This is a genomic window from Streptomyces regalis, from assembly GCF_001509475.1.
Lineage (GTDB): Bacteria > Actinomycetota > Actinomycetes > Streptomycetales > Streptomycetaceae > Streptomyces > Streptomyces regalis.
In genome coordinates, this window is sequence record NZ_LLZG01000165.1 from 59,261 (window position 1) to 80,998 (window position 21,738).

Consider the following 21,738-nt stretch of genomic DNA (forward strand, 5'->3'; position numbering starts at 1 on the left):
CCGCTCCTTGGATCCTTTTCCGGGGTCAGCCGAAAAAGAGGCTTCCGATGGCTTGCACGATTGCCCACACCGGATAGGAGAAAGGCGTACCAGCCAGGAGGAATCCGAACAGCGCGATCAACGTTGCCTGATACGCCCGGATTTCCCGTGACCGCGCGGTCAGGACGACGTACAGGAACAGGAATGAGTCGATGACCCAGATATGTGTCTGTGTCATGCCACTGCTCCCTCTTTCTCGAATGTCACGGGGTCGGGTTGGGTCAGGAACGGGTCCTGCGGCGGATCACTCCGGCCGATCTCGGCCGCGTCGTCGGTGTTGACCAGGCGGGAGCGGGCGCGCATCCACCGGCCGCCCATGGCGACGACCGCCACGCCTTGCTCGTCCTCGGTGATGTTCTGCGCGGTGACCACGGCGTCAGGGTCGAGGTCGCCCAAGGTCATCTCGGCCGACGCCGCGTCATGGGCGCGGTGGGCGACGCGTCCGCCGAGCTGGGCACGCAGCGCGGTCACGCGGGGGCCAAGGTCGGAGCCGACCCGTTGCCCGGCGAGGACGAGGTGGACGCCGAGCGCCGCGCCGAGCTGGGCGATGCGCAGCAGCAGGGTTCCGCACTGCTCCGCCTCATCCCGCGATTCGCGGGAGCCGTCCGTCAGGTACAGCTCTGCCAGTTCGTCGACGATCACGACCAGGGGCACCGGCCGCTGCTCCTCGCGCAGCTCCCAGATGGACCGCTTGCCCCAGGAGCGGCACCACCGCATCCGCGCCTGGATCTCATCGACCACCCCGGACAGCACGCCGAGCGCCTGTGTGCGGTCGGTCGCCAGCGCGGAGAGCCGCCCGCCGAACAGGCCAAGCTCCATGCCGCCCTTGCAGTCGATGCCGACCAGGGCGACCCGCTGAGGCGCCAGCGCGAGGACCAGAGCCGCCAGAAGCGAGGACTTCCCGGACTGTGTGGCCCCCGTGATCAGCCAGTGCGGAGTGCGCCGCAGGTCGATCTGCCACGGGCCGCCGTCCTCGAAAACGCCCACGTCAGCCGACATGAGCACGTGAGCCGGCGCACGCACCGAAGGGGCGTCATCGGCCAGCGGATCCCTGGCCGTGACCTCGATGACGACCTGTCCCCGACGAGGCGAGGTGACCCGCACGCTGTGCACGCGCCAGGTGTGTTCCATGGCACGGGCCGCCGCGTAGAACGGCGCCGGAGTCTGCCCCGGATGCAGCAGCACCCTCAGCGTCAGCCCCGTTGCCGTGGGCACCGGCCAGGACAGGCGGGGAGGCTTCGGCTTGAGTGCCTGCCCCTGCACCACGAGGTCACGGCCGATCACCCGACGGTTCGGCGACATGCTCACGGACAGGCCGTTGAGGTAGGCCAGCCGCCGCCAGGTCGTCACGATCCGCAATGCGGTTCCGGGGTAGCCCACCAGCCACCAGCGCCATGGCCACCGCCGCACCGGGACTCCCCGCGCTTCCAGACGCGGTTCCCACCACTTCTGAGTGAGCACGCCCACGATCAGGAGCGCGGTCAGGATCCACACCACCAGGGAGGCGGGCATCAGTTGTCACCGTCCTCGGTGTCCGGCGCCTTGGTGCGCGCCAGCACGAGCCGGGCGCGCATCATGGCCGTCTCCGCGTGACGGGCTGTCAGGGAGAGGAGGAACCGGATGGTGGTGATGTCGTCGGACGTGGTCAGCAGCGCCTCGGTACCCGCGAGCGTCCGCAGATCCCGCAGGAGCGAGCCGAAGTGACCGTCTACGCAGAACACTGGATCGTCGTCCGTACCAGGCACGTCCGCGTCATCCAAACCGGCGGCCGCCCGCATCTCTTGGGCCATCCGTTCGGCATCCTCGGCAAGCGCCAGGGCGCACGGTTCCTTGCAGGCGAACACCTGTGACTCGTCAGCAGGATTGAGGCCCACCGACACGGACGTGATCCGTGCGTCAAGGAAGTTCGCGCCGCACACCACGCAGGCCATGCCGTCGCCCTTGGGGCCGCTGATGTTCCAGAAATAGCGCGGCATCAGGAATCACCAGCCGACTTCCCTCGCGGCCCAGCCGCCGGAGCGGAGCCGCCACCGGAGCCTGTTACGGGCGTGATCGAGTCAGCCCGGTAAGTTGTACCGGTCCGGCCCTCCAGCGCCCAGTCACGAGCCCACAGGTTCGTGACCTTGACCTCTCCGCCCTCCGTGAGGCCCTGCGGCTGACCACTGGTCGTTACGTGGATCTCTTCCAGCCTCCGCCGTTCCTGCTGGCGTACGACCAGGCCCGTGATCCACAGCGGGTTTCCCTCACGGTCCCTGCGCTGATCACCTTCGAGCGTCGTACGCGGTTCCGGAGCGATCAGGCAGCGGATCACGCCCAGCCGTCCGACATCAATCGGCTTGTCTTCCAAGGGGGTTCACCTCATCCCACAACACACACACCCGGCCACTCATCCGGATGAGTTGGAGCGATCATCATCACCCGACACCGGAATCACGTCAACCACTTATCCGGATGAGTGGTTTCGATCTATACGCCAGGCAGCCAACCACTTATCCTCATGAGTGCAACGCGCGCCCTACACCACGCCCCACCGACAAGCAACGCGGCACGACGACTCACCCCGCAAACGTCGAGCCCCGTTCAACTACCCAGAAAGACAGCAGCCGTGGCAGAGCGAGAGCCCATCGAACGCGCCCCCTCCATGTACATGCAGCTTGCCCAGCGCATGGCCGACGACATCCGCAACGGCCGTTACCAGGCCGGTGAGGTGCTGCCGTCCGAGACTCAGATGGTCGAGATGTACGGGGTCGGCAAGCACACCGCGCGTTCTGCCGTGGCCGAGCTGCGCCGCATGGGACTGGTCGAGTCCAAGCAGGGCAAGGGCAGCATCGTGCTTCCTATCGGCGGCGTCCTCCCCGCCACCCGCGTTGAACGGTCCATCCAGCGGACGACGAAGGGGAGTTGGCGTCTGCCGGAGACGAAGGAGACTGGGGCGCCCGCCGTCAGCAGGAGCACGCTGGACGGCCCGCCGGCAGCTCTGTTGGACCAGCAGGACCAGGACGCGATCAACGTCGACCGCATGCTGTACGACCCGGCGACCGGCGCCCGGATGGCTCACCGTGTGCTGATCCCGCTTGCAACCGCCGCCGACGTGCCCACTCTCGCCGAGCAGCCCGACGCCGAGGTAGCCGACCTTTACCGGCAGCTTGCCGAGGCCGGACTCAGCCTGTCGTTCACCGAGCACGTCACCGCCCGCACCCCCTACCCGGACGAGCGCGCCGCCCTCGGCCTCAACGACGCCAGCCCCCTCCTGATCAGCTACCGCGTGACCGCCGACGCCGACCAGGACCGCCCCCTTCTGTGTGAGGAGCTCAAGGCACCCGCCGCCACCTGTCAGCTCACTTTCCCCGTGACACCGACCAAGGCAGCCGCCAAGCGCCCCACCGGCCGGAAGTGACCCTCACCGGGGTAACCAAACCCCTCAGAAGGAACCCGGCCACCGCCCACATCAGAGAAAGGATGGATGAATGATTCCCATTGAGATCGTTTCATCTTGAATCAGCTCGCGCTATCCGCGGCATGGGCGGACGGGTTGTCCTTGCGAAAACCATTGGTGCCCGGCTTGCTCCTCCGATGGACTGACGTCCCGCCGTGAGTCTGCTGTGTGACGGAGGTACTGGTTGTGACGGAATATGACGTGCTTGCCGAGGTGTACGAATGGCTCATCTCGGATGCAAAGTTGCCTCCCGCCGAGTTCGCTGCGTCGTTCGATGACGTCCTCAGTCTCCTGCCGTCGAACGCTCACGTCCTCGACTGTTCGTGCGGAACAGGACAGTTGGCGGTTGGCCTCGCCGGTCGTGGCATGCAGGTTGTCGCAACTGACCCCAGCGAAGCGATGGTTCGCCGGACTACAGAGCTGTCTGAGGAGTTCGGGGCCTCCGTCCGGGCCGTGCGGGCGAACTGGGAAGAGTTGCCCGATCATTTCGAGGACGACACGTTCGACATGGTGTTCTGCGTTGGCAACTCGCTTCACCATGCCGCGGGCGCGACAGGCAGGGGTGCTGCTCTGGAGTCGATGTCACGGCTTCTGCGCCCTGGCGGGCGCTTGGTGCTCACATCCCGCACTTGGGAACTCGTGAGGGCCAGAGGTTCCCGGCTGGACATCAGGGACCGACTCGTCCGACGAAACGGTCGCGATGCCGTCGTGGTCTACCGCTGGGAGATTGCGCCGCATTGGGAGGATGAGCACCACATCGAGATTGCGATCGCCCAAGTTGATGCGACTGGGCTGGTTCTTGTCCGCTCGGAACTGCTGTCCTGCTGGCCCTACCGGTACGAGGAACTCGAAGTCGAGCTGCACCGGGTCGGACTCCGGACGGAAGTGAGCACGTTCGATCTTGAGGCCGAGAACTACATGGTGGTCGCGAGCAAGGTATAGACACCGGGCTCTCAGTCCCTGGCAGGACCGCGCGGTTGCTCGCAGGACGCTCACCCGGCCCAGCCGCGACGCGCTCCGGCTCCGGCTCCGGCTCCGGCTCCGGCTCCGGCTCCGGCTCCGGCTCCGGCTCCGGCTCCGGCTCCACGATGCCCGATGGCCGCCGTCCCCCGTCCGTCGCCTCGGCCCACTGCCCGAACACCACCTCGGCCGCCTCCAGCCGGCCCAGCTCGGCGTCAACCTCCGCCAGCTCCTTGCACAGCAGCTCGGCCCGCTCAGTCAGTCGCATCCGCCGCTCGATCGTCCACGTCAGCACGTCCACCATGCGCCTCCCTCCCGTTGCGGAACCTACGAGACGCCTCAAGCGGACCACCCCAGAACCCGCGAACCGGCCCGTGACAGACGATCACCTGCTAATGATCACGTCCTAGACCAGCACGAGCGAGTCAATCTCCACCCACGCCAGAGACCCGACCTGCGAGTTCAAGATGAAACGATCTCATTGTCTTTGTGCTTCCCAACGACCGTGAGTGCAAGCGCACCCTGCCCGCAGTTCCCCGCGTGGGCGACCACATCGGATGGAGCCCCGACCGCTACCACGAGGAACACACCGTCGCCTCGGTGTACTGGGATCTTGACAGCCCCGAAGGCACCCACGTTCTGATCACGCTGGAGGAGCGCAAGGTCGACGGGAAGTCGGTCAACCCTCCGGCGGAACTCTGATCGTTACGAGAAGCATCAATACTTTGCAGCCCCCGGCATGCTGTGTCATGTCGGGGGCTGTTGATTTTCGATCACGTCACAAGCTCATCCGGATCACCCACCACGTGACCGCCGGTGCCAACCAGGGCCGCCCCTGCTGTACGAGGAGCCGAAGGCGCCCGCCGCCACGACCCCACCACCATCAACCGCAGTCATCACTGCGACCACGAACGGCTACGGCAGGGACAACTCAAGCGGCTACGGCAAGAACGTCTCCAACGGAGCCCGGTCGGCGCGCCTGGCCCCCGTCGCCGCGCAAGTGGCGGTGCGAAAGAGGCCAGTCTCCACCGCCAGCGCGTTCCCCGCTCGGGAACGCGCTGGCACCCTGCACCAGTCCAGGTTTCGTCATGGGACTCAATGAGGATCTTCAGCGTAGCCACTGACCAAGTGACGGGACCGGTATCCCTCAATGGACAAGGCCCCCGTGCCGTTGAGGGACGTGTTCGACGTCTCAACTCCGTTGCAAGGCCTGGACACTCCTGATGATGGACGTGACTCAGGTGGGCTAGCAAATCTCGCCGAGTAGCCGCGAGCATGAATGATTGAAGTACATTCGCGATACCTGGAGGCGCCCATGGGCACGCCTGGCCCTACGCCGGACAAATTTACTCCCGAGCTGGGCGATCCTGATCCTGAGCTCGCAGTGAGTATGTACCGCAACGACAACTGCAAATTCCTTAAACAACAGCGTAACTACGAAGCGCGCGAAGTTAAGCGATACAAAGCCCTCATCCTTCTACTGTCCATTGCCACCGTAATTGCGCTTATTTTTCTAATCGTTATGGCATTCGCCGTGCCGGACAAGAACTATGTATTTGCCGTGGTGGCAGTATTGGAAACTCTGGCGGGAAGTGGTTTGACGGCATTCGTAATTAAGCAGAAGAATGATCGCCAGGAACAACTGGATAAGTGGATCTCAGCAGTCAAAGAGAACTGTCCGCCTCCGCCTAGCTAAAGGATGCCGTCTGATCCACGCCCCGCAGAGACCGCCGCCCGCTGGGCCTGCCGCGTCCTCATCCCCCTTGCCACCACCGCCGAAGTACCGACCCTTAGGAGACTTCGGGTGGGTGGAATAGCGGGTCAATGCATTCGCTGAACGGAAGCAGTGGCAAGCCGATGTTCAGCCAGGCTTCCATCAGGTTGCCTGCCGCCACCGCCTGCGACGCATTGCGGCTGGCCTGCGCAGCTCTCACGAGCACCCGGAAATTATTCGGCAGCTTTGTCTCAGCAGCGGAAAGTCCACATTCCCAGGCCCTGTTGAGGGCGTCCCGAGTCATCAGCGGAGCCCTGTCAGAACCCGAGAGTGGGAGGGTGCGGGAAGTCACGCGGACAGTGATCTGTCCTGCGTTGTCCCCGAAGCAGCGTTCGTCATCGTTGATCCGAACGAAAAGCGACCCTCTACCTTGATAGGTGAAGGTTCCTGCTGGCCCAGCTGCAAATGGCTCGTCATCACCAAACTTACCCAGGAGCATGCCATATGGGAGATTCGAGTTAATCTTGCAGCCCTGGAAGATTTTGGCGTCAGTGCCCTCACTGTAGCCGCCTGACTCAACCCTGGGAAAGTTTCGGTGGTCCACCGTCCAACTGCCGCTGGTGCTAAGCGTATACTCATGGCCTCGCTCCAGCGACAGAGGAACTCTCACCCAGCCGGATTTCGAGCTCAATACAAAGGTCGTAGAGGTGGCTCCCGCCTCGCCAGCTCCCCCGATAAGGACAACGGCCGTCAGGGTGGAGACGGCGGTGAATCCTGCGATAGATCGCTTCACAGCTGGTTCACCTTCTCCGCCAAAATGAGAGGCCCCACGTTGGTCTGGCAGCATTTGGAGTCTTGCTACGACTACAAGCACAGATCTTCAAGTTCGCGACAGAACCTGATCGTTTCGCGCTTGCTGGCAGGGCCAGGCACACTTCGCAGATTGCTGTTCCTCATCACGCCTCCGAGGTCGTTACCGACCGAATGCGATCGACTGCTCAGGAAGCGAGGCCGCAGTACCGGGCTCTGCTTCCAGGACAGCACGGTCACTCGTTTGGCGCATCTCGATCAACTTCGCTGAACTCGTGTGAGGAGCTGAAGACCCCTGCCGCCACCTACCGGCTCGCCTTCGTAATGGCGCCGACGACGGCAGCCTCCGATGCGCGCCGCCCGCCACTGACCCGTGTCGAGCCCGATCGGCGTAACTTCTCTTTACTTGTTCAAGGGCGCGCCTTCGGCGCGCCGGGCGGCTCCGGCCGCCTCGGCCGGGCGTGCGGCCTCCGGCCGGTCCCGTCCGGACGGCCAGCCGCCCGACACCACCAACCGCACCCGACCAAGCAGAAAAGCCCCCGCGGATTTCGTCGCGGAGGGCTTTATCGTCTGCCCTGTCAGTCACCGGGGAAGCGAGCCACACGACCGACGAGGCCCGCACTCCCCCAAGGACGAGCGCCAACTCCGCGCGATCACACAGCAGTCAGCAGTGGCCACGACCTACGCGCGGCTGTCCGTGTGGTTACTGACGGACCGGTTGGACCGTTCAGCGGGAGTAGCGCGCCGTCACTCGCACCGGGCGGTCCTGCACCGTGCACGTGATCGTCACAGTCACCAGGGTGAACTGAACTTCATCCGGATAGTCGTAGTTCCTGATACTGCTTGTCTCCTCGACGCTCACCTTCCCGCCCAGCCGCTCATGCAGATCCTCGAGATCATGGAGGATCCGCTTCACGCCCTTGCGCCCAGCGGCGTCCGGCGTAAAAGGCAGCCGTAGGCTGAGGTCCCACCCGATGTACCCCTTCTCCTCCGGGACATCTGGCGGGGTGGAGCCGTCCCAATGCAGGCGGGCGTAACTTCCGATAGGAGTTTGCCGGATCATGCGCGCGACCTCCCTCGCCGCATCGTCCCAGGCCTTCCGTACACGCTCCCGCTCCTCGTGCCCGACGGCCCTTTCCCGTTCGGCCTTGAGCAAGTCCTCCAAGCTCTTCTTCGGCTTGCCCCACTTCACCGTTTCCCCTTTCCTTGCATGTTGAGCTCGGAAGGCAGCTTCGTGAGGGCCGAGGCCGGTCGGCGAGCTGCTCCCCTCAAGTCACCAAGGCCAACGTACTTCCGGCCGGTGGTACCAGGGGCGCTATAGCGCGCCCCTGGACCCCGCCCAGCGTGGCAACCTCACGCGCGAATGCGGGTTTCGTCGTGGTCCATATCCGTGCGCGCGTGAGGTCACCACGCACGTCACCAGCACCTTTCCCCCGTCGATTGGTACCGGTCCGACCTCCTGCCATGCGCCGGCGAACGCCGCCCAGGGTGCTGCTGACCGCTACCTCCGGCAGGTGTCCGCGTGCTGCTGAGCCGCGAACCGTGCAGGACCTAGACCCGTGATCAGGATCGGACCTCGGCACCCTTCACACCGGATGAACTCCCCGCGCCTGTCAGTCTCGATCCACACGCGCGAGCCCGCCGCCGTCCGCCAGTCATCACGCCGCCCCATGCCCGTAACTCCCCTTCCTTCTCGTCCGCCAGCCGCTGGAACCTGACCACACCGCCCGTCCCGCGCAGCCGCCGGGCAACCCACCGCGCACCCTCCGGGCGCAGCCACACCACCGGCTCACCGCGCGGACCCACATGCGCCGCCGCCCGCAACAGCCGCACGTCTACGCCCAACGCCGCCATGGCCGCGTTCAGCTCCTCGGCAACTTCGTTCGCCTCCCGCCACGGTGACACGTAGTCAACTCCCGCAACGAACAAGGCATCCTCAATGTCGCCGTATCCCCCGCCCTCCGGCGACGAGTCCTCTGCCACTGCTCAACTCACCCCAGCCCCAGCCGTCTTGGTCAGATACGACCGGCCATCCCAGCCATGCCGAACGTTTGTGCAAATCTAAAACAGGACACGCAGTCTACTTCGAGCCTCTCGCGCACGCACCATTACCGTCCGTCAACCTCTGGAAAACGCTTGCATCAACACGTGCTCTACACGCCCCACCCGTCCGGCGCACACATGCCAGCGGCATAGGACATGAAGAGGCCCCCTCTCCGCCGAAGCCGAGAGGGGGCCGCCCACTCACCTCACCACCCAGGGTGCCGGATCAATAGAGGTACTCCTCAGTGACCCACCCGACGTAACCCCCGGGCAGGCCGCCAGCCGAATCGGACTGCAACACGACTAGATCCCACCACTGCCCTCCACTGTCACGCGCAGAGGTGATGACCTGCACCGATTCACCCGCGTATATCTGACCGAGGATCCCCGACCCGACACCGGGCCCCAGGCGCACCCGGAGCCCATCCACACTCGCCGTACGCACCGTCGCGTAGTTCACGGACGAGACGACCCCTCCGCGACTCGACCCCGACGGATCCGACGGGACCACCGCCGACGCCGCCGACACACCCACCAGGCCGACACCCGCCACCATCGCACCCGACACAACCAGCGCCCGCAGAGCCTTACGCCCCATGATCAACTTCCCTTCGCTCGAAACAGCATGAGAGCCCCGGTTTCGCACTGCGCGAAGCCCAGCAACCCATCCGGATGAGTTGCCAGCATCTGGCATGTAACGCGGACAGGTCAACCACTTATCCGGATGAGTTTGGAGAGGTCGGGCATGTGATGGCAGGAGACCCAGAAGTCCCGCCCGCGCGCCACAGGGGGAAGCGCACGGACGGGACGGTGTGACAACGCTCGGGGAACGCCGCCGTCCGGCACACCGGAGGGTAGAGAGACTCCTGTATGCCGGGCCTTACAGGGCGCCCATGGATGTGTGCCACCGCCCGCGTGACAGGTGGCAGACGCCATCGGGCGTGATCCGGACGTGCGCGCCGAGCAGCGGCAACGCCCCTTCTGCGTTGAGCCTGTTGCGGATGCGCTCCAGTGCTTCCCACAGTCGTTGCGGGCCGCCCTGGTGCACTTCCGGCGCGTCGGTCCACTCGGCGGAGGCGCGAGCCCATGAACCGTCCGGGTGCACCAGGTATGCGGTGCGAGTTCGGCCGTGTGTCTCATAGCCGAGTTCGACGCCCGGTGTGGTGACTTCCAGCATGGATCGCAGTTCCCATGCGTTGGCCACGTCCACCACGGGATAGCGGCCGGTGCACCTCTGTTCTCCCTCGGCTTCACGGGCAACGGAGAACAGCTCTGCAAGAGCGGGCGGATAATCGTCGCCGGACCGGGTGAGCATGAAGCCCGCCATGTCCCGCTCTACCCGCCCAATCACATCCCCGTTCGTGTGCTTCCACCCGGTGACAATCAGGGAGGTACGCGCAAGGGTTGTCGCGATTCGCCCCCCAGGCACCAGGGCCGCGAGGACAGCCCGCAGTCCAGGACCAGGCGGAAGCGCCACCGTGCACACGATGCGCTCGTACGTGCCGGGCACATGCTTGGTGGCATCCGCTGTGACGAACTTCGGGTGGTAGCCCATGGACGCGAGCCGTTCCCCCGCCACACTCGTCAGGTACGAGTCCACGTCCAGACTCGTCACGCACCCGTCCCCGATGCGATGCGATGCATACGCGGTGAGCCCGCCGGCCCCTGTGCCCAGGTCCAGGAGCGGCAGCCCGTCCCCCAGCCTGGCGTGGCGGAGCATGCGCACGACCAGGCTCGGCAGCGTGGCGGACGACGTGGGCATTCCCGAAGGCTGATCACCAGGTTTCGCCAAGTCGGCATGGAGCGTGCCGACCCTGGTGATCAGGGAGCGATCCGCGTAGGCAGCTTCCTCCCAGGCCTCGGGATCACTGGGCCCGTCCCGCAGGACCCACCCGCCCGAGTCCCTCATCTCCCACCAACGGGGAACCAACGCATGCCGAGGAACACGGGCCACGGGTGCCAGCCATCGGGAATCAGGGTCGGCCACCCGATGCGCGAGCCGTTCCGCTTGCTCGTTCCATTCCATGCTGCCGAGCCTTTCGGGGGTCAGTACGCGGGGTCACATGCTGTCGTGTTGGCGGGATCGCAGTCGTTCGAGTCGTCCGGGCCGCATGCAGCACGTGGGGCGGGGATACGCGCGGCGAGTTCCGACCACTTCGAGCCGCTGAGCAGGTCGGCGAGCCGGATTTCCCGAACGTTGCCCGCCGGGAAGTCGCGCGACAGCACACAGCCGGCGAGGTCCCCGTTCGGCAGGATCGCCGCACGGCCACGGGTGCACCGTCCGCACATCTCCTCCAGCGTCGGCACGACTCCAGGCAGTTGCGCCCGTCCGACCGCGCGCATTCGATCCGTGTTGATGTGCTTCACGCCCATGGATTCCAGCTCCGCGCGAGCCTCGGCAACGTGCTGCCCCGGCAGAATGTCCACGATCCCCACTCGAACCGTGATCCCACGCATGACCGCTTCCCGGATGTTGCACCGCGTACGGGCGTAGCTCCCTCGCCGACCGGTGATCTTGTCGTGTTCGTCGGGGTCGTCACTGTAGTAACTGGTACCCAGCGTCACGCCGTCCCTCTCGAACAACTCCCACCAGTCTGGCGCCACATGGAACAGGTTGGAGTACACCTCAACATGCAGCCCGAGCGAGAGTCCGAGTTCCGTGAACTCCCGCCAGTGCGGGTGAACAGTCGGCTCCCCGCCGATGAGCTGAATGGTTCGGATCCCGAGCGCTGCAGCGTCCGTGATGACCGCGCGCCAGTCCGCCGGGGTCATGGAGCCGTGCGTGGCCTGCGGGCTGGATTCGGACAGACAGTGCGTACAGCTGAGCTGGCACTTACCCGTGAGCTCCAGCTCAAGAGACTCGATCCCCGCCACCGGGGCGTTTGCAGGGCTCTCCATGATGACTGTCACAGCCACACTCTCCTTCGCGTCGTGTCGTGCACTAACGTGTCGGGCCCTGGCGGCACTCGACCTGCCTTAAGGCCCGTTGCGGATTGATCCACCAAAGGCGATCAGTGCCCTTGCCCAGGCTCGAACCGGGCTCACTGTGTGCGTCGCCCTTTGGAGAAAACGCGCGAGTTCAGCGCTCTTCCTGACTGAGCTGTAAAGGGCCGATGGTCAGTCCGCGTACCAGCGATTTTCGCGGGCCCCCTTCCTATGCTGAGGCTGAGACACCATCTCTTGCTTCTCCTGCGGGGTGTGTGCCCCAGCTTCCTTGGAGTCTCGGTCTCGGCGCCCCTTGGCGGCGTCAACGGTCTTCTTGCTCTTGCCCACTCGGTACCGTTCCTTGCTGTTCCTTATCGGCTGCATTTGTTGCTCCGACCCAACCGCCCTAAGCCTTCCTGCTATTGGCAGTCGGGGCGGAGGTGATACCCGTCCCTGCCGAGATTCCGCATTGCCATGGAGGAAGGGCTTCGGTACGTCCGGCAGGGACGGGAGTCTAGGTCGGGGATTTCAGACCCCGTTGACGCTGTGCGTGAAGCTTGGCAAGCGCCCGCAGCTGCTTCTGCTCCCACTCCGTGGCCAGTCGAATGGAACGCCTATGCCTGGACCAATTGAGACCGCTGGGACGAGCAAGGAGTATCAACGGACCGTTGATTTCCCTTATCCGCGCGACCATATCGTAATGCCGGTCGTAGACGATCGATCCGACCGATATTTTGGACTGAATGGCGTCACGCATTGATGCACCCCCGTGTTCGCGCGCACCTCGAATATTTGTTGACTATGTGCGAATTCATGACGCGCACGAGGTCGCCCGCCGCATTCGGGTCACCCAAAGAACGGCCGTGCCGAGCACGTCACGCATACACGCGCACGCGGGGAACTGTTTGAAATCCACGGTGGTCTGCTCGGCCGTATCAGCGGTCAACACCCCCACCCCCAACGCCGGTTTTCCTTCTCGACGCTGGGGCGAAGCCGCTGCATGGTCGGGCTGCATGACCTGTCGTCAGGCCCCTCGTACTTCGGCGGTTTGTCCGCCACGGTGGACTCCGCGTCGGGACACTCCGCCACGCCGCACTGGCACGGCGGGAAGCACAGCGCCGACCGGATCGGCGGCTCGTCGTAACCCGGATAGTCAGCGTTCACCTCTGCTCCCCTGCCGTCCGTGGCTCGTCGGTGGGGGTGCTGCCGGATCATGTCGTTGAAGTTCCGGATCCCGACCATGTCGCCACGGCAGCGAGACGCCGAGCGTCTGTTGGCGGCTGCCAGACAGATGCGGCAGCCTTCCACAGGTACCGGCTCAAGCTTCGAGGTGCGGAGCGCCGGCGAGCTACCGCTCATCGCTCAACCTCCTGGTGAGCCCGTTCTCAACCGCCCGCAGTAGCGAAGGAGTCCGCATGGCGTAACCGCCGCGCGGTACCCAGTCCGGGGCCAGGCGCCAGAACCCGCCGGCGGCTATGTGTGCTTCCAGCGCCGCCACGTCGTCAGCTGGGGGCCGCAGGCCGGGGGATACATGCCGTTCTCTGAGATTGCGCCTACTAGACACGACCGCTCCTCTCCGTAGTGCCGCCACTACCAAGCAGGTTCAGCGTGGCCCACACCTGGGAACACTTCAACTTGCCGTAAAGGAACGAAAGGTTGGTGCAACCACCCTTGAATCGCAAGGAGTTGAACCCCGATGCCTCACCCCAAGCGGCTTACGGGGCGCGTTTACGCAGTCTGCGAGAAGCTCGCGGCTGGACCCAAGATGACCTTGCCGAACGCATGGAATATTCCAGTGTGCATATTTCAGCGGTTGAAACTGGGCGGAAGTCTCCAACCCTTCGTTTCTCGCGTAGTGCAGACCACGCCTTCGGCATCGAGGGTGCAGACACGTTCGAGCGGCAGTTCCGTGAACTTCGTCAGGGCTCCTTGCTGGAGGGCTTCCCCGAGTACGTCGGGCACGAGGGCCGAGCAGCGGAAATCCGGCTGTTTGAGATCGGGATCATCCCCGGGCTCCTCCAGACACCCGAGTACGCAGAGGTGCTTGCAGACAGCGCCGTCAAGCGAGGAGCGATCACCACCGAGCAGGCGCACGAGCAGGTGACGCTCGTCGCCGAACGGCAAGCCGCACTCGTCCGCCCGTCTTCACCCCTGGTTTTCGTCATGCTGGATGAAAGCTGCATCCGCCGGCCCATCGGCGAGCCCCCCGTCATGGACGCCCAGTTGGAGCGTCTGGCCGAGTTCGCCGAGTTACCGAACACCGTGCTTCAGGTCGCCCCGTACGACATGGGGGCGCGTCGCACGTTCAATCTGCCGCTCTACATCCTGACGATGCCGGACCGCTCCCTCATGTCGTACGCCGAGTCCGCGCACCGAGGCCATCTTGAGCGGGAAAGCTCGTTCGTACTGCCCTTGTTGGCGGCCTACCATCAACTACAGGCCGAAGCCTGCTCGCAGGCGGCATCTGTGGCCATGATCAACCAGTTGCGAAAGGGCACCCCGTGACGACCGAGTCCCCTCGTTGGTTCAAGTCCTCCTACAGCGACAACGGCGGCGCCTGCGTGGAGGTCGCCGGAAACCTCGTCGCCTCGCGCGGCGTGGTCCCCGTCCGTGACTCCAAGGTTCCGAGCAGCCCAGTTCTGGGCTTCCCTGCCGATGTGTTCTCGTCCTTCGTGGCAAGCGTCAAGGCCGGAGAGCTTGACGCCATCTGACCGCCCTCTCCGGCATGCACCGGTACACGGCTGCCCCATCGTGCAGACTGCGGTGGGGCATCTCGCTGTTTCCCGGTCCCGGCGGACCAGCGCGGACACCGACTGCGACGCGGCAGCCGGGGCGTTCTCTGTCAAATTGAGCGTGTTGAACTGAGGTGTTTCTCTCCAGCAGCCAGCCATTCCACGGTGCGCTGGACGTGTTGACGGATGTTGACGGAATCTGCGGGTGACGGCATGATGACCGACTGCGTGGCCTACGCCGAACCTCCCGCGACCGTCCCCAGCACGGTCTCCTATCGGAGGCAAAGGGACCAGCGTCTCAGGCCGTTGTTGCAGCCAGATCGCCTCGGGCGAGGTTGCTGGGGAGCTGTCGCTCAAGGCGTGGAAGGCCGCGATGACAGCCCGTAGGAACTTCAAGCGCCAGGTGCGTGCCCGCGCCGCCAAGACCGGCGAGTCCTACACGTCCGCCCTCCGGCACTTCCTTCCGACTCCATCAGGAGACGTCATGTCGGAAGCAAGGAATCACAAAAGCGTGCGGCTCGCCGTAGCGCAGAACTCCGTGCGCGAAGACCCCCGAGACGCTGAAGCGCTGCGCGAAAGCGGGCGTGAGGTCCGTTCTCTGATGCGCGAGGCCAGTGCTCAGGGAGCGAGGATCGTGCACTTCCCGGAAGGCGCGATCTGCTTTCCCAGCAAGTTCGTCATGTCCGTCGACGGCCCGGCCGTGGTCGGCCCGGCGGACTGGGATCGGTGCCAGTGGCCGGTGCTCCAATCGGAACTGGCTGCGATCGCCGAGTTGGCCCGCGAGCTGCGGTTGTGGACGGTGATCGCATCGGTACACCGCTTGACCGGCCCGAACCGTCCGCACAACAGCCTCTACGTCATCTCCGACGGCGGCGAGGTCGTCACGCGTTATGACGAGCGACTGATGTCGAAGACGAAGGTCTCGTACATGTACTCGCCGGGCGTCTCACCGGTGACCTTCGAGGTCGACGGTGTGCGCTTCGGCTGCCTGCTCGGCATGGAAATCCACTACCCGGAGTTGTTCGCAGAATACGAGAAGCTGGATGTCGACTGCGTCCTGTTCTCCACAAGCGGCACCCCGGGCAACACCGCTGCCCAAGCCCAAGGCCACGCCACAGTCAACAGCTACTGGGTCAGCTTGTCAGTGCCCTCACAGCACAGCGCACCGTCCGGAATCGTCGCTCCCAACGGCGACTGGCTTGCGCGGTGCCGCGCGGACGGTTCGCCATCGGTAGCCGTCGTGAACCTCGACGACAGTTCCGATGCCGCCGCCGACGCAGTGACCTACGGGCGTCCCTGGCGTCGTGAGGCGCGCTCGGGCATCTACACGGAGCATCAGGTGAGCGACCCGCGCAGCGAAGACCGGACGGCGGCCTTCTAGCTCAGAAAGCAGAATCCAAGGGGTTCGCGCGCACGGAATGGCTCCCGGTGCCGCGAACACCTCGGATTCAGTCTCAGCCAACCGTCCGCCCGGCATGCCGCACTGATCGGCATTGCTGATCACTTTGACCAGATTGATCGATTTCACCTGTGACAGCAGCGTCTGACAGGGTTACACCTGTCCAACCCATGCAATACCTGAAGGGCCTGTACGTGCTTACTGTCGGTGACCAGTTCCCTGACTTCGACCTCATGGCATGCGTCTCCCTGGAGAAGGGCAAGGAGTTCGAGCGGATCGACGCCGAATGGCTTAAGCTCAACCGGGAAAAGAAGGGTTGGTTGGTGGTCTTCGCCTGGCCGAAGGACTTCACCTTCGTCTGCCCGACCGAGATCGCGGCGTTCGGCAAGCTGAACGAGGAGTTCGCCGACCGCGACGCGCAGGTCCTCGGCTTCTCCGGTGACTCGGAGTTCGTGCACCACGCCTGGCGCAAGGACCACGACGACCTGCGCGACCTGCCGTTCCCGATGATGGCCGACTCCAAGCACGAGCTGATGCGCGACCTCGGCATCGAGGGCGAGGACGGCTTCGCCAAGCGTGCCGTCTTCATCGTCGACCAGAACAACGAGATCCAGTTCTCCATGGTGACCGCCGGCTCCGTCGGCCGTAACCCCAAGGAGGTCCTGCGGGTCCTGGACGCCCTCCAGACGGACGAGCTGTGCCCGTGCAACTGGACCAAGGGCGAGGACACCCTGGACCCGGTCAAGCTCCTCGCGGGAGAGTGACCGGCATGTCCCTCGACTCCCTCAAGTCCCGTATGCCGGACTACGCCAAGGACCTGAAGCTCAACCTGGGCTCGGTCATCGGCAATTCGGACCTCCCGGCGCAGCAGCTGTGGGGCACAGTGCTCGCCACCGCGATCGCCTCGCGCTCCCCGATCGTGCTGCGCGAGCTGGCGCCGGAGGCGAAGGCCAACCTCACGCCCGAGGCGTACAGCGCGGCGAAGTCCGCGGCCGCGGTGATGGCGATGAACAACGTCTTCTACCGGACCCGGCACCTGCTGTCCGACCACGAGTACGGCAACCTGCGCGCGGGGCTCCGTATGAACGTCATCGGCAACCCCGGTGTCGACAAGGTCGACTTCGAGCTGTGGTCGTTCGCTGTGTCCGCCATCAACGGCTGCGGCCTGTGCCTCGACTCGCACGAGCAGGTGCTGCGCAAGGCGGGCGTGGACCGCGAGACGGTCCAGGAGGCGTTCAAGATCGCGTCCGTGATCCAGGCGGTCGGCGTCACGCTGGATGCCGAGGCCGTGCTGTCCGAGTAGGCCGGTCTGTGCTGCGGGCCTCGCTCACCCCTGGTGGGCGGGGCCTTCGGCGTTTTCGTCGGCGTCCCCGGACGCCGGGCCCCCGGCAGACCCCGCTCCGGCCTGAACGGCCTCGTCCTCAATGGCCGGACGGGCTGGTTGTCGCGGGGCCGGCTCCTGTGAGTAGGCCCGCAGGTACCCCACGATCGTGTTCGAAACCGCCACCAGCGGTACGGCCACCACCGCACCCCCGATCCCCGCCACCAGGCCGCCGGCCGCCACCGACAGCACCACCGCCAGCGGGTGGACGCGGACGGCTCGGCCGAGGATGAACGGCTGCAGTACGTGCCCCTCGATCTGCTGCACGGCGAGGACGACCGCGAGGGTCATGACCGCGGTGAAGACGCCCTGTGTCACCAGCGCCACGACCACGGCCAGGGCACCGGAGGCCACCGCACCGACGAGCGGGATGAAGGAGAACAGGAAGATGAAGACGGCCAGCGGGACGGCCATCGGCACATCGAGGAAGTAGATGCCGATGCCGATGAAGACGGCGTCGATCAGGGCGACGAGGACCGTGCCGCGTACGTACGCCGTGAGCGTCGCCCACGCGCGCGGGCCGGCGCCGGCGACACCGGGCCGGGCCGCGGCGGGCACCAGCTTCAGCGTCCACTCCCAGATGCGCTTGCCGTCGTAGAGCAGGAAGAGGGTCGAGAAGGCGGCGAGCAGAATGCCGGTGAGGGCCTCGACAACGACCGTGACGCCTTCCAGACCGGCCGAGGTGATCTCGTCGGTGTTGGCGCCGATCGCTTCCCGGAGGTTCTCCGCGATCTCGTTGATCTGCTTGTCGGTGACGTGGAAGGGGCTGTTGAGCAGCCAGTTGCGCAGCTCGTCGATGCCGTCCTGGACCTGGTCGGAGAGGTTGTCGATGTTCTCCATGACCTGCCACGTCACGAACCAGCCCATCAGCCCGATGACGACGAACCCGAGGATCGCGGTCAGGGCGGTGGCGGGCCCGCGCGGCACACCACGCCGCCTCAGCCACGCCACCGAGGGCTGCATCAGCGCGGTGAGGAGCAGGGCGATCACGAACGCCAGCACGACCAGCTGGACGGCGCTGATGACCCGCATCAGCACCCAGACCGTGCCGGCCAGCACCAGCAGCCGCCAGCCTGCCTCCGCAGCGACCCGTACCCCCCACGGCACGACCTGCGTGGGGTCGGGCCGGGGCGGCGGAGCCGCGGGCGCGTAGTCGGGGGGCCGCGGGACGTGGTCGGCGGGGGGTGAGACGGCGTCGCCGGCGGAGGACTCGGACGTGACCTCGACGGGGGACCGCCGCACCGGCTGGAGCTCGCCGCTCTCCCGTTCCACCGCGGCGCGGCGCTCGTCCAACCGCTCACTCATCTCGGTCAGTCCGGCGCCGACCCGACCGAGCCACCCTGGCACTCGCGACATGATCCGTCCTCTTCCCCCGTCTCTCCCCACCACTCCCCCTGGAGTCGTCCGTCCGACCGTACATGCGTCGCCGGAGAACAGCGAAAGCCCCTCACCACAAGGACGGTGAGAGGCTTCGCAGGGTTGAGCAACGTCCCTAAGGGGCGCGGGGCTGTGTCGAATATGCGGCTCCGCCGCGCGGGCGCGACAAGCCACAACGGCGCCGCAGACAAATAACGACGTATCGCGGCTAGACCAGCGGAGCGCCTAGTACCAGTGGTTGGCCTGCCAGAAGGACCAGGCACCGCACGGGCTGTCGTACCGCTCGTTCATGTAGTTCAGGCCCCACTTGATCTGGGTGGCCGGGTTCGTCTGCCAGTCCGAGCCGACGGACGACATCTTGGAACCGGGCAGGGCCTGGAAGAGGCCGTAGGCACCCGAGGAGGGGTTGACGGCCCGGTAGTTCCAGCTGGACTCGTGGTCCACGATGTTGCTGAAGCACTGGAACTGGTCGCTCGGCACCATCTGCCGTGCCATCGCCTGGATCTGCTCGATGGTGTACGAGCTCTGAACGGGGAAGTCCGCGGAGGAGGACCGGGAGGCCTTCGCCTCGGCCTCTTCGCGCTCCTTGGCTTCCTGCGCCGCCTTCTCGGCGGCTTGCTTCTTCTCGATCGCCGTCTGGGCGGCGGCCTTGCGGGCCGACTCCTCAGCATCCTTCTTGGCGCTCACGTCCGCGGCGATGGCCTGTACGTTGGCCTGCGCCGTCAGGGACTCGGTCTGCACCTGGGCCTGCTGGCCCGCGGGTATGTCCGCGAGAAGCGTCGAATCGGCAGCCGTCGTCTCGGCGTCGTTGTTCTGCGCGGTGCTGCCCGAGGCAACGCCGACGACGCTTCCGACAGCGGTGACCGCGGTGGCCGAGGCCACTGCGAATCCCCTGACCGAAATCGGACTCACACGGTTTCCTTCCAGCATCGCCCGCTTCGGTGACCCTGGCGGACGCAATCGTGCCCCTGGCTCTGGCCTCCCAACTGCGGGGTCACGGGAGGCACGGACCCGGTGGGCAACTCTCATGACGAGAGCGCCGCGTGAAGACTCGGGCGGCATACGACGACGCTATGCAGTTGGCTGTGGTGTTGCTGTGGTGCCGTACCGCTGGGGGTACAGGTGTGTCGTATGCGGGGCCTGACAGGAGAGAGACTCTGCCGCACCCGGACGCCGCAAGGCAATTCTGTGTTGCGTGTGAAAGCTCACACCTTGTTTGTGCCAGGGGTTTTACGGAAAGCCGCACACGCCGAGGCGCCGCCCGGATAGGCTCCCTGCCTTTCCGAACGGCGCCAACCAACGAGTAGCTACCGCAAGTTGAGCACTTGGGTCAGATCTGCCCGTCCTCCAGCATTTCGGTCACAAGGGCGGCAATCTGGGACCTCTCGGACCGCGTCAGCGTGACGTGGGCGAAGAGCGGATGTCCCTTCAGCTTCTCCACGACGGCGACGACACCGTCGTAGCGCCCGACCCTCAGATTGTCCCGCTGGGCCACATCATGGGTGAGAACCACCCGCGAATTAGCGCCAATTCGGGACAGAACAGTCAGCAGGACATTCCTTTCCAGCGACTGTGCCTCGTCCACGATCACGAACGCGTCGTGCAGCGAGCGTCCGCGGATGTGGGTGAGGGGCAGCACCTCCAGCATGCCGCGGGCGGTGATCTCCTCGATGACCTCGCGGCTGGTGACCGCGGACAGCGTGTCGAAGACCGCCTGCGCCCAGGGGCTCATCTTCTCGGCCTCGGAGCCGGGCAGATAGCCGAGCTCCTGCCCGCCCACCGCGTACAGCGGCCGGAAGACCATCACCTTCTGGTGCTGGCGGCGCTCCAGCACGGCCTCGAGACCGGCGCACAGCGCCAGCGCCGACTTGCCGGTGCCGGCACGGCCGCCCATGGACACGATCCCGACGTCCGGGTCGAGAAGCAGATCGAGCGCGATCCGCTGCTCGGCGCTGCGGCCCTTGATGCCGAAGGCCTCCCGATCGCCCCGTACCAGGCGGACGTTACCCTCGGGCGTGACCCGGCCCAGCGCCTTGCCGCGCTCGGACTGGATGGTCAGTCCGGTGTGCACGGGCATCCGGGCGGCCTCGGGGACGTAGACGTGTCCCTCCTCGAAGAGGATGTCCACCTGCTCGCCGGGCAGGGTCAGTTCGGACATTCCGGTCCAGCCGGAGGAGTCCGTGATGGCGAGCTCGGCACGGTACTCCTCGGCGAGGAGACCGACGGACGAGGCCTTGATCCTGAGCGGCAGGTCCTTCGACACGACGGTGACGTCGAACCCCTCGGCCTGCAGATTGCGGGCCACTGCGAGGATGCGGGAGTCGTTGTCCCCCAGGCGGTAGCCGGTCGGCAGAACGCTGGGGTCCGAGTGGTTGAGCTCGACACGGACGGTCCCGCCGAGGTCCCCGGTCGGGATGGGGGCATCGAGACGGCCGTACTTCACCCGGAACTCGTCGAGCAGGCGCAGTGCCTGCCGGGCGAAGTAACCGAGTTCGGGATGATGCCGCTTGGCCTCCAGTTCCGTCACCACGACGATGGGGAGCACGACCTCGTGCTCGTCGAAGCGGTTCAGGGCGTGCGGGTCGGCCAGCAGGACGCTGGTGTCGAGAACGTAAGTGCGCCGGTCTGGCTTGTGGCGCTTTGTGCTGGTCACCACGGAAGGACGTACCCCCTCGGATGAGGTCGGGGAGCGACGGAGTGGAGCTGGACCGGTCGTCGGCCGCCCTGCACGCCATGCACGGGCCGAAAACCGGCCCTCCACTGCTTCTTCCGTGCCGTGACCGCACGGTAGGGCTGGTGCAAAGGGCCTCCCGGGCGGACGGCTCCGGCGCCGCCCGCTGAGATACGACACCCGTGGTTCGGGTGTCGACCTGCTTGGCTTATGCCCTCGAACATGCGGTGCCATGCCAGCGCATATGACGG

At 65.6% G+C, this 21,738-nt stretch carries 22 protein-coding genes; 10 read left to right on the forward strand and 12 right to left on the reverse strand.

Annotated elements, in window-relative coordinates:
* Positions 1-25 precede the first annotated feature (25 nt).
* From ADL12_RS20635 to ADL12_RS50685, 4 genes are read right to left on the reverse strand one after another with little or no spacing between them, the layout of a single operon-like run.
* The gene (locus ADL12_RS20635) at positions 26-217 is read right to left on the reverse strand and encodes a hypothetical protein (RefSeq protein ID WP_062704142.1); all 192 of its coding nucleotides are present in this window, start codon (positions 215-217) and stop codon (positions 26-28) included.
* Positions 214-1,551 carry an FtsK/SpoIIIE domain-containing protein gene (locus ADL12_RS20640; RefSeq protein ID WP_062704143.1) on the reverse strand — a complete coding sequence of 446 codons (1,338 nt, stop codon included), beginning with the start codon at positions 1,549-1,551 and terminating at the stop codon, positions 214-216. Before ADL12_RS20640 ends, ADL12_RS20635 begins: the two co-directional genes overlap by 4 nt.
* A complete protein-coding gene (locus ADL12_RS20645; RefSeq protein ID WP_159053228.1) occupies positions 1,551-1,970 on the reverse strand; it encodes a hypothetical protein in 420 nt (139 codons plus the stop codon). Before ADL12_RS20645 ends, ADL12_RS20640 begins: the two co-directional genes overlap by 1 nt.
* A 44-nt stretch (positions 1,971-2,014) precedes the next feature.
* The gene (locus ADL12_RS50685; protein WP_079052171.1) at positions 2,015-2,386 is read right to left on the reverse strand and encodes a hypothetical protein; all 372 of its coding nucleotides are present in this window, start codon (positions 2,384-2,386) and stop codon (positions 2,015-2,017) included.
* 258 nt (positions 2,387-2,644) lie between these two features.
* Here ADL12_RS50685 and ADL12_RS20650 point away from each other — a divergent pair, with 258 nt between their 5' ends.
* The 4 genes from ADL12_RS20650 to ADL12_RS54100 all read left to right on the forward strand — a co-directional run bounded on the left by ADL12_RS20650 (position 2,645) and on the right by ADL12_RS54100 (position 6,131).
* Entirely contained in the window at positions 2,645-3,436 is a 792-nt protein-coding gene (locus ADL12_RS20650) for a GntR family transcriptional regulator (protein ID WP_244187988.1), read from the forward strand.
* A 225-nt stretch (positions 3,437-3,661) separates the two neighbouring features.
* On the forward strand, positions 3,662-4,417 hold the full coding sequence (locus ADL12_RS20655; protein WP_062704146.1) for a class I SAM-dependent methyltransferase: 756 nt from the start codon (positions 3,662-3,664) through the stop codon (positions 4,415-4,417).
* A gap of 507 nt (positions 4,418-4,924) precedes the next feature.
* Entirely contained in the window at positions 4,925-5,137 is a 213-nt protein-coding gene (locus ADL12_RS20660) for a hypothetical protein (RefSeq protein ID WP_062704147.1), read from the forward strand.
* 613 nt (positions 5,138-5,750) lie between these two features.
* A complete protein-coding gene (locus ADL12_RS54100; protein WP_159053229.1) occupies positions 5,751-6,131 on the forward strand; it encodes a 6TM ABC transporter family protein in 381 nt (126 codons plus the stop codon).
* A gap of 94 nt (positions 6,132-6,225) precedes the next feature.
* Here the strand turns inward: ADL12_RS54100 and ADL12_RS54105 are convergent, their stop codons facing one another.
* From ADL12_RS54105 to ADL12_RS20680, 5 genes are all read right to left on the reverse strand, one after another.
* Positions 6,226-6,942, reverse strand: a complete 717-nt coding sequence (locus ADL12_RS54105; RefSeq protein ID WP_159053230.1) for a hypothetical protein — start codon at positions 6,940-6,942, stop codon at positions 6,226-6,228.
* A gap of 744 nt (positions 6,943-7,686) precedes the next feature.
* Positions 7,687-8,151, reverse strand: coding sequence for a hypothetical protein (locus ADL12_RS20665; RefSeq protein WP_062704148.1), 465 nt, complete (start codon positions 8,149-8,151; stop codon positions 7,687-7,689).
* Between the two features lie 1,077 nt (positions 8,152-9,228).
* The gene (locus tag ADL12_RS20670) at positions 9,229-9,696 is read right to left on the reverse strand and encodes an SH3 domain-containing protein (protein ID WP_341846367.1); all 468 of its coding nucleotides are present in this window, start codon (positions 9,694-9,696) and stop codon (positions 9,229-9,231) included.
* A 186-nt stretch (positions 9,697-9,882) separates the two neighbouring features.
* Positions 9,883-10,764 (reverse strand): methyltransferase domain-containing protein, encoded by an 882-nt coding sequence (locus ADL12_RS20675; protein WP_341846368.1) that lies wholly within the window; start codon positions 10,762-10,764, stop codon positions 9,883-9,885.
* 284 nt (positions 10,765-11,048) lie between these two features.
* Positions 11,049-11,912, reverse strand: coding sequence for a radical SAM/SPASM domain-containing protein (locus ADL12_RS20680; RefSeq protein WP_062704151.1), 864 nt, complete (start codon positions 11,910-11,912; stop codon positions 11,049-11,051).
* 1,015 nt (positions 11,913-12,927) lie between these two features.
* Between ADL12_RS20680 and ADL12_RS54110 the strand changes: the two genes are divergently transcribed.
* The 6 genes from ADL12_RS54110 (at position 12,928) to ADL12_RS20705 (ending at position 17,361) form a co-directional block, all read left to right on the forward strand.
* Positions 12,928-13,071, forward strand: a complete 144-nt coding sequence (locus tag ADL12_RS54110; RefSeq protein ID WP_159053231.1) for a hypothetical protein — start codon at positions 12,928-12,930, stop codon at positions 13,069-13,071.
* Between the two features lie 527 nt (positions 13,072-13,598).
* Entirely contained in the window at positions 13,599-14,432 is an 834-nt protein-coding gene (locus ADL12_RS20685; protein WP_062704152.1) for a helix-turn-helix domain-containing protein, read from the forward strand.
* Entirely contained in the window at positions 14,429-14,638 is a 210-nt protein-coding gene (locus tag ADL12_RS20690) for a DUF397 domain-containing protein (protein WP_062704153.1), read from the forward strand. The genes ADL12_RS20685 and ADL12_RS20690 overlap by 4 nt, the downstream gene beginning before the upstream one ends.
* A gap of 505 nt (positions 14,639-15,143) precedes the next feature.
* Positions 15,144-16,040, forward strand: coding sequence for a carbon-nitrogen hydrolase family protein (locus tag ADL12_RS20695; RefSeq protein WP_244187989.1), 897 nt, complete (start codon positions 15,144-15,146; stop codon positions 16,038-16,040).
* Positions 16,041-16,252: 212 nt separating this feature from the next.
* On the forward strand, positions 16,253-16,822 hold the full coding sequence (locus ADL12_RS20700) for a peroxiredoxin (protein WP_062704170.1): 570 nt from the start codon (positions 16,253-16,255) through the stop codon (positions 16,820-16,822).
* A gap of 5 nt (positions 16,823-16,827) precedes the next feature.
* Positions 16,828-17,361 carry an alkyl hydroperoxide reductase gene (locus tag ADL12_RS20705; RefSeq protein WP_062704171.1) on the forward strand — a complete coding sequence of 178 codons (534 nt, stop codon included), beginning with the start codon at positions 16,828-16,830 and terminating at the stop codon, positions 17,359-17,361.
* Between the two features lie 24 nt (positions 17,362-17,385).
* Here the strand turns inward: ADL12_RS20705 and ADL12_RS20710 are convergent, their stop codons facing one another.
* From ADL12_RS20710 to ADL12_RS20720, 3 genes are all read right to left on the reverse strand, one after another.
* Complete coding sequence (locus ADL12_RS20710) at positions 17,386-18,795, reverse strand: AI-2E family transporter (RefSeq protein WP_062704155.1); 1,410 nt, start codon at positions 18,793-18,795, stop codon at positions 17,386-17,388.
* Positions 18,796-19,041: 246 nt separating this feature from the next.
* A complete protein-coding gene (locus ADL12_RS20715; protein ID WP_167364417.1) occupies positions 19,042-19,728 on the reverse strand; it encodes an aggregation-promoting factor C-terminal-like domain-containing protein in 687 nt (228 codons plus the stop codon).
* 418 nt (positions 19,729-20,146) lie between these two features.
* Positions 20,147-21,472, reverse strand: a complete 1,326-nt coding sequence (locus ADL12_RS20720) for an RNA 5'-3' helicase PhoH2 (RefSeq protein WP_062704157.1) — start codon at positions 21,470-21,472, stop codon at positions 20,147-20,149.
* Positions 21,473-21,738: the final 266 nt, after the last annotated feature.

Bases quoted from the DNA above. Each gene is read 5' to 3' on its own strand.
- ADL12_RS20695 (WP_244187989.1), top strand. From the start codon at position 15,144: ATGTCGGAAGCAAGGAATCACAAAAGCGTGCGGCTCGCCGTAGCGCAG.
- ADL12_RS54100 (WP_159053229.1), top strand. From the start codon at position 5,751: ATGGGCACGCCTGGCCCTACGCCGGACAAATTTACTCCCGAGCTGGGC.
- ADL12_RS20640 (WP_062704143.1), bottom strand. From the start codon at position 1,551: ATGCCCGCCTCCCTGGTGGTGTGGATCCTGACCGCGCTCCTGATCGTG.
- ADL12_RS20675 (WP_341846368.1), bottom strand. From the start codon at position 10,764: ATGCCCACGTCGTCCGCCACGCTGCCGAGCCTGGTCGTGCGCATGCTC.
- ADL12_RS54110 (WP_159053231.1), top strand. From the start codon at position 12,928: ATGGTCGGGCTGCATGACCTGTCGTCAGGCCCCTCGTACTTCGGCGGT.
- ADL12_RS20635 (WP_062704142.1), bottom strand. From the start codon at position 217: ATGACACAGACACATATCTGGGTCATCGACTCATTCCTGTTCCTGTAC.
- ADL12_RS20710 (WP_062704155.1), bottom strand. From the start codon at position 18,795: ATGTCGCGAGTGCCAGGGTGGCTCGGTCGGGTCGGCGCCGGACTGACC.
- ADL12_RS20670 (WP_341846367.1), bottom strand. From the start codon at position 9,696: ATGCCAGATGCTGGCAACTCATCCGGATGGGTTGCTGGGCTTCGCGCA.
- ADL12_RS20645 (WP_159053228.1), bottom strand. From the start codon at position 1,970: ATGGCCTGCGTGGTGTGCGGCGCGAACTTCCTTGACGCACGGATCACG.
- ADL12_RS20705 (WP_062704171.1), top strand. From the start codon at position 16,828: ATGTCCCTCGACTCCCTCAAGTCCCGTATGCCGGACTACGCCAAGGAC.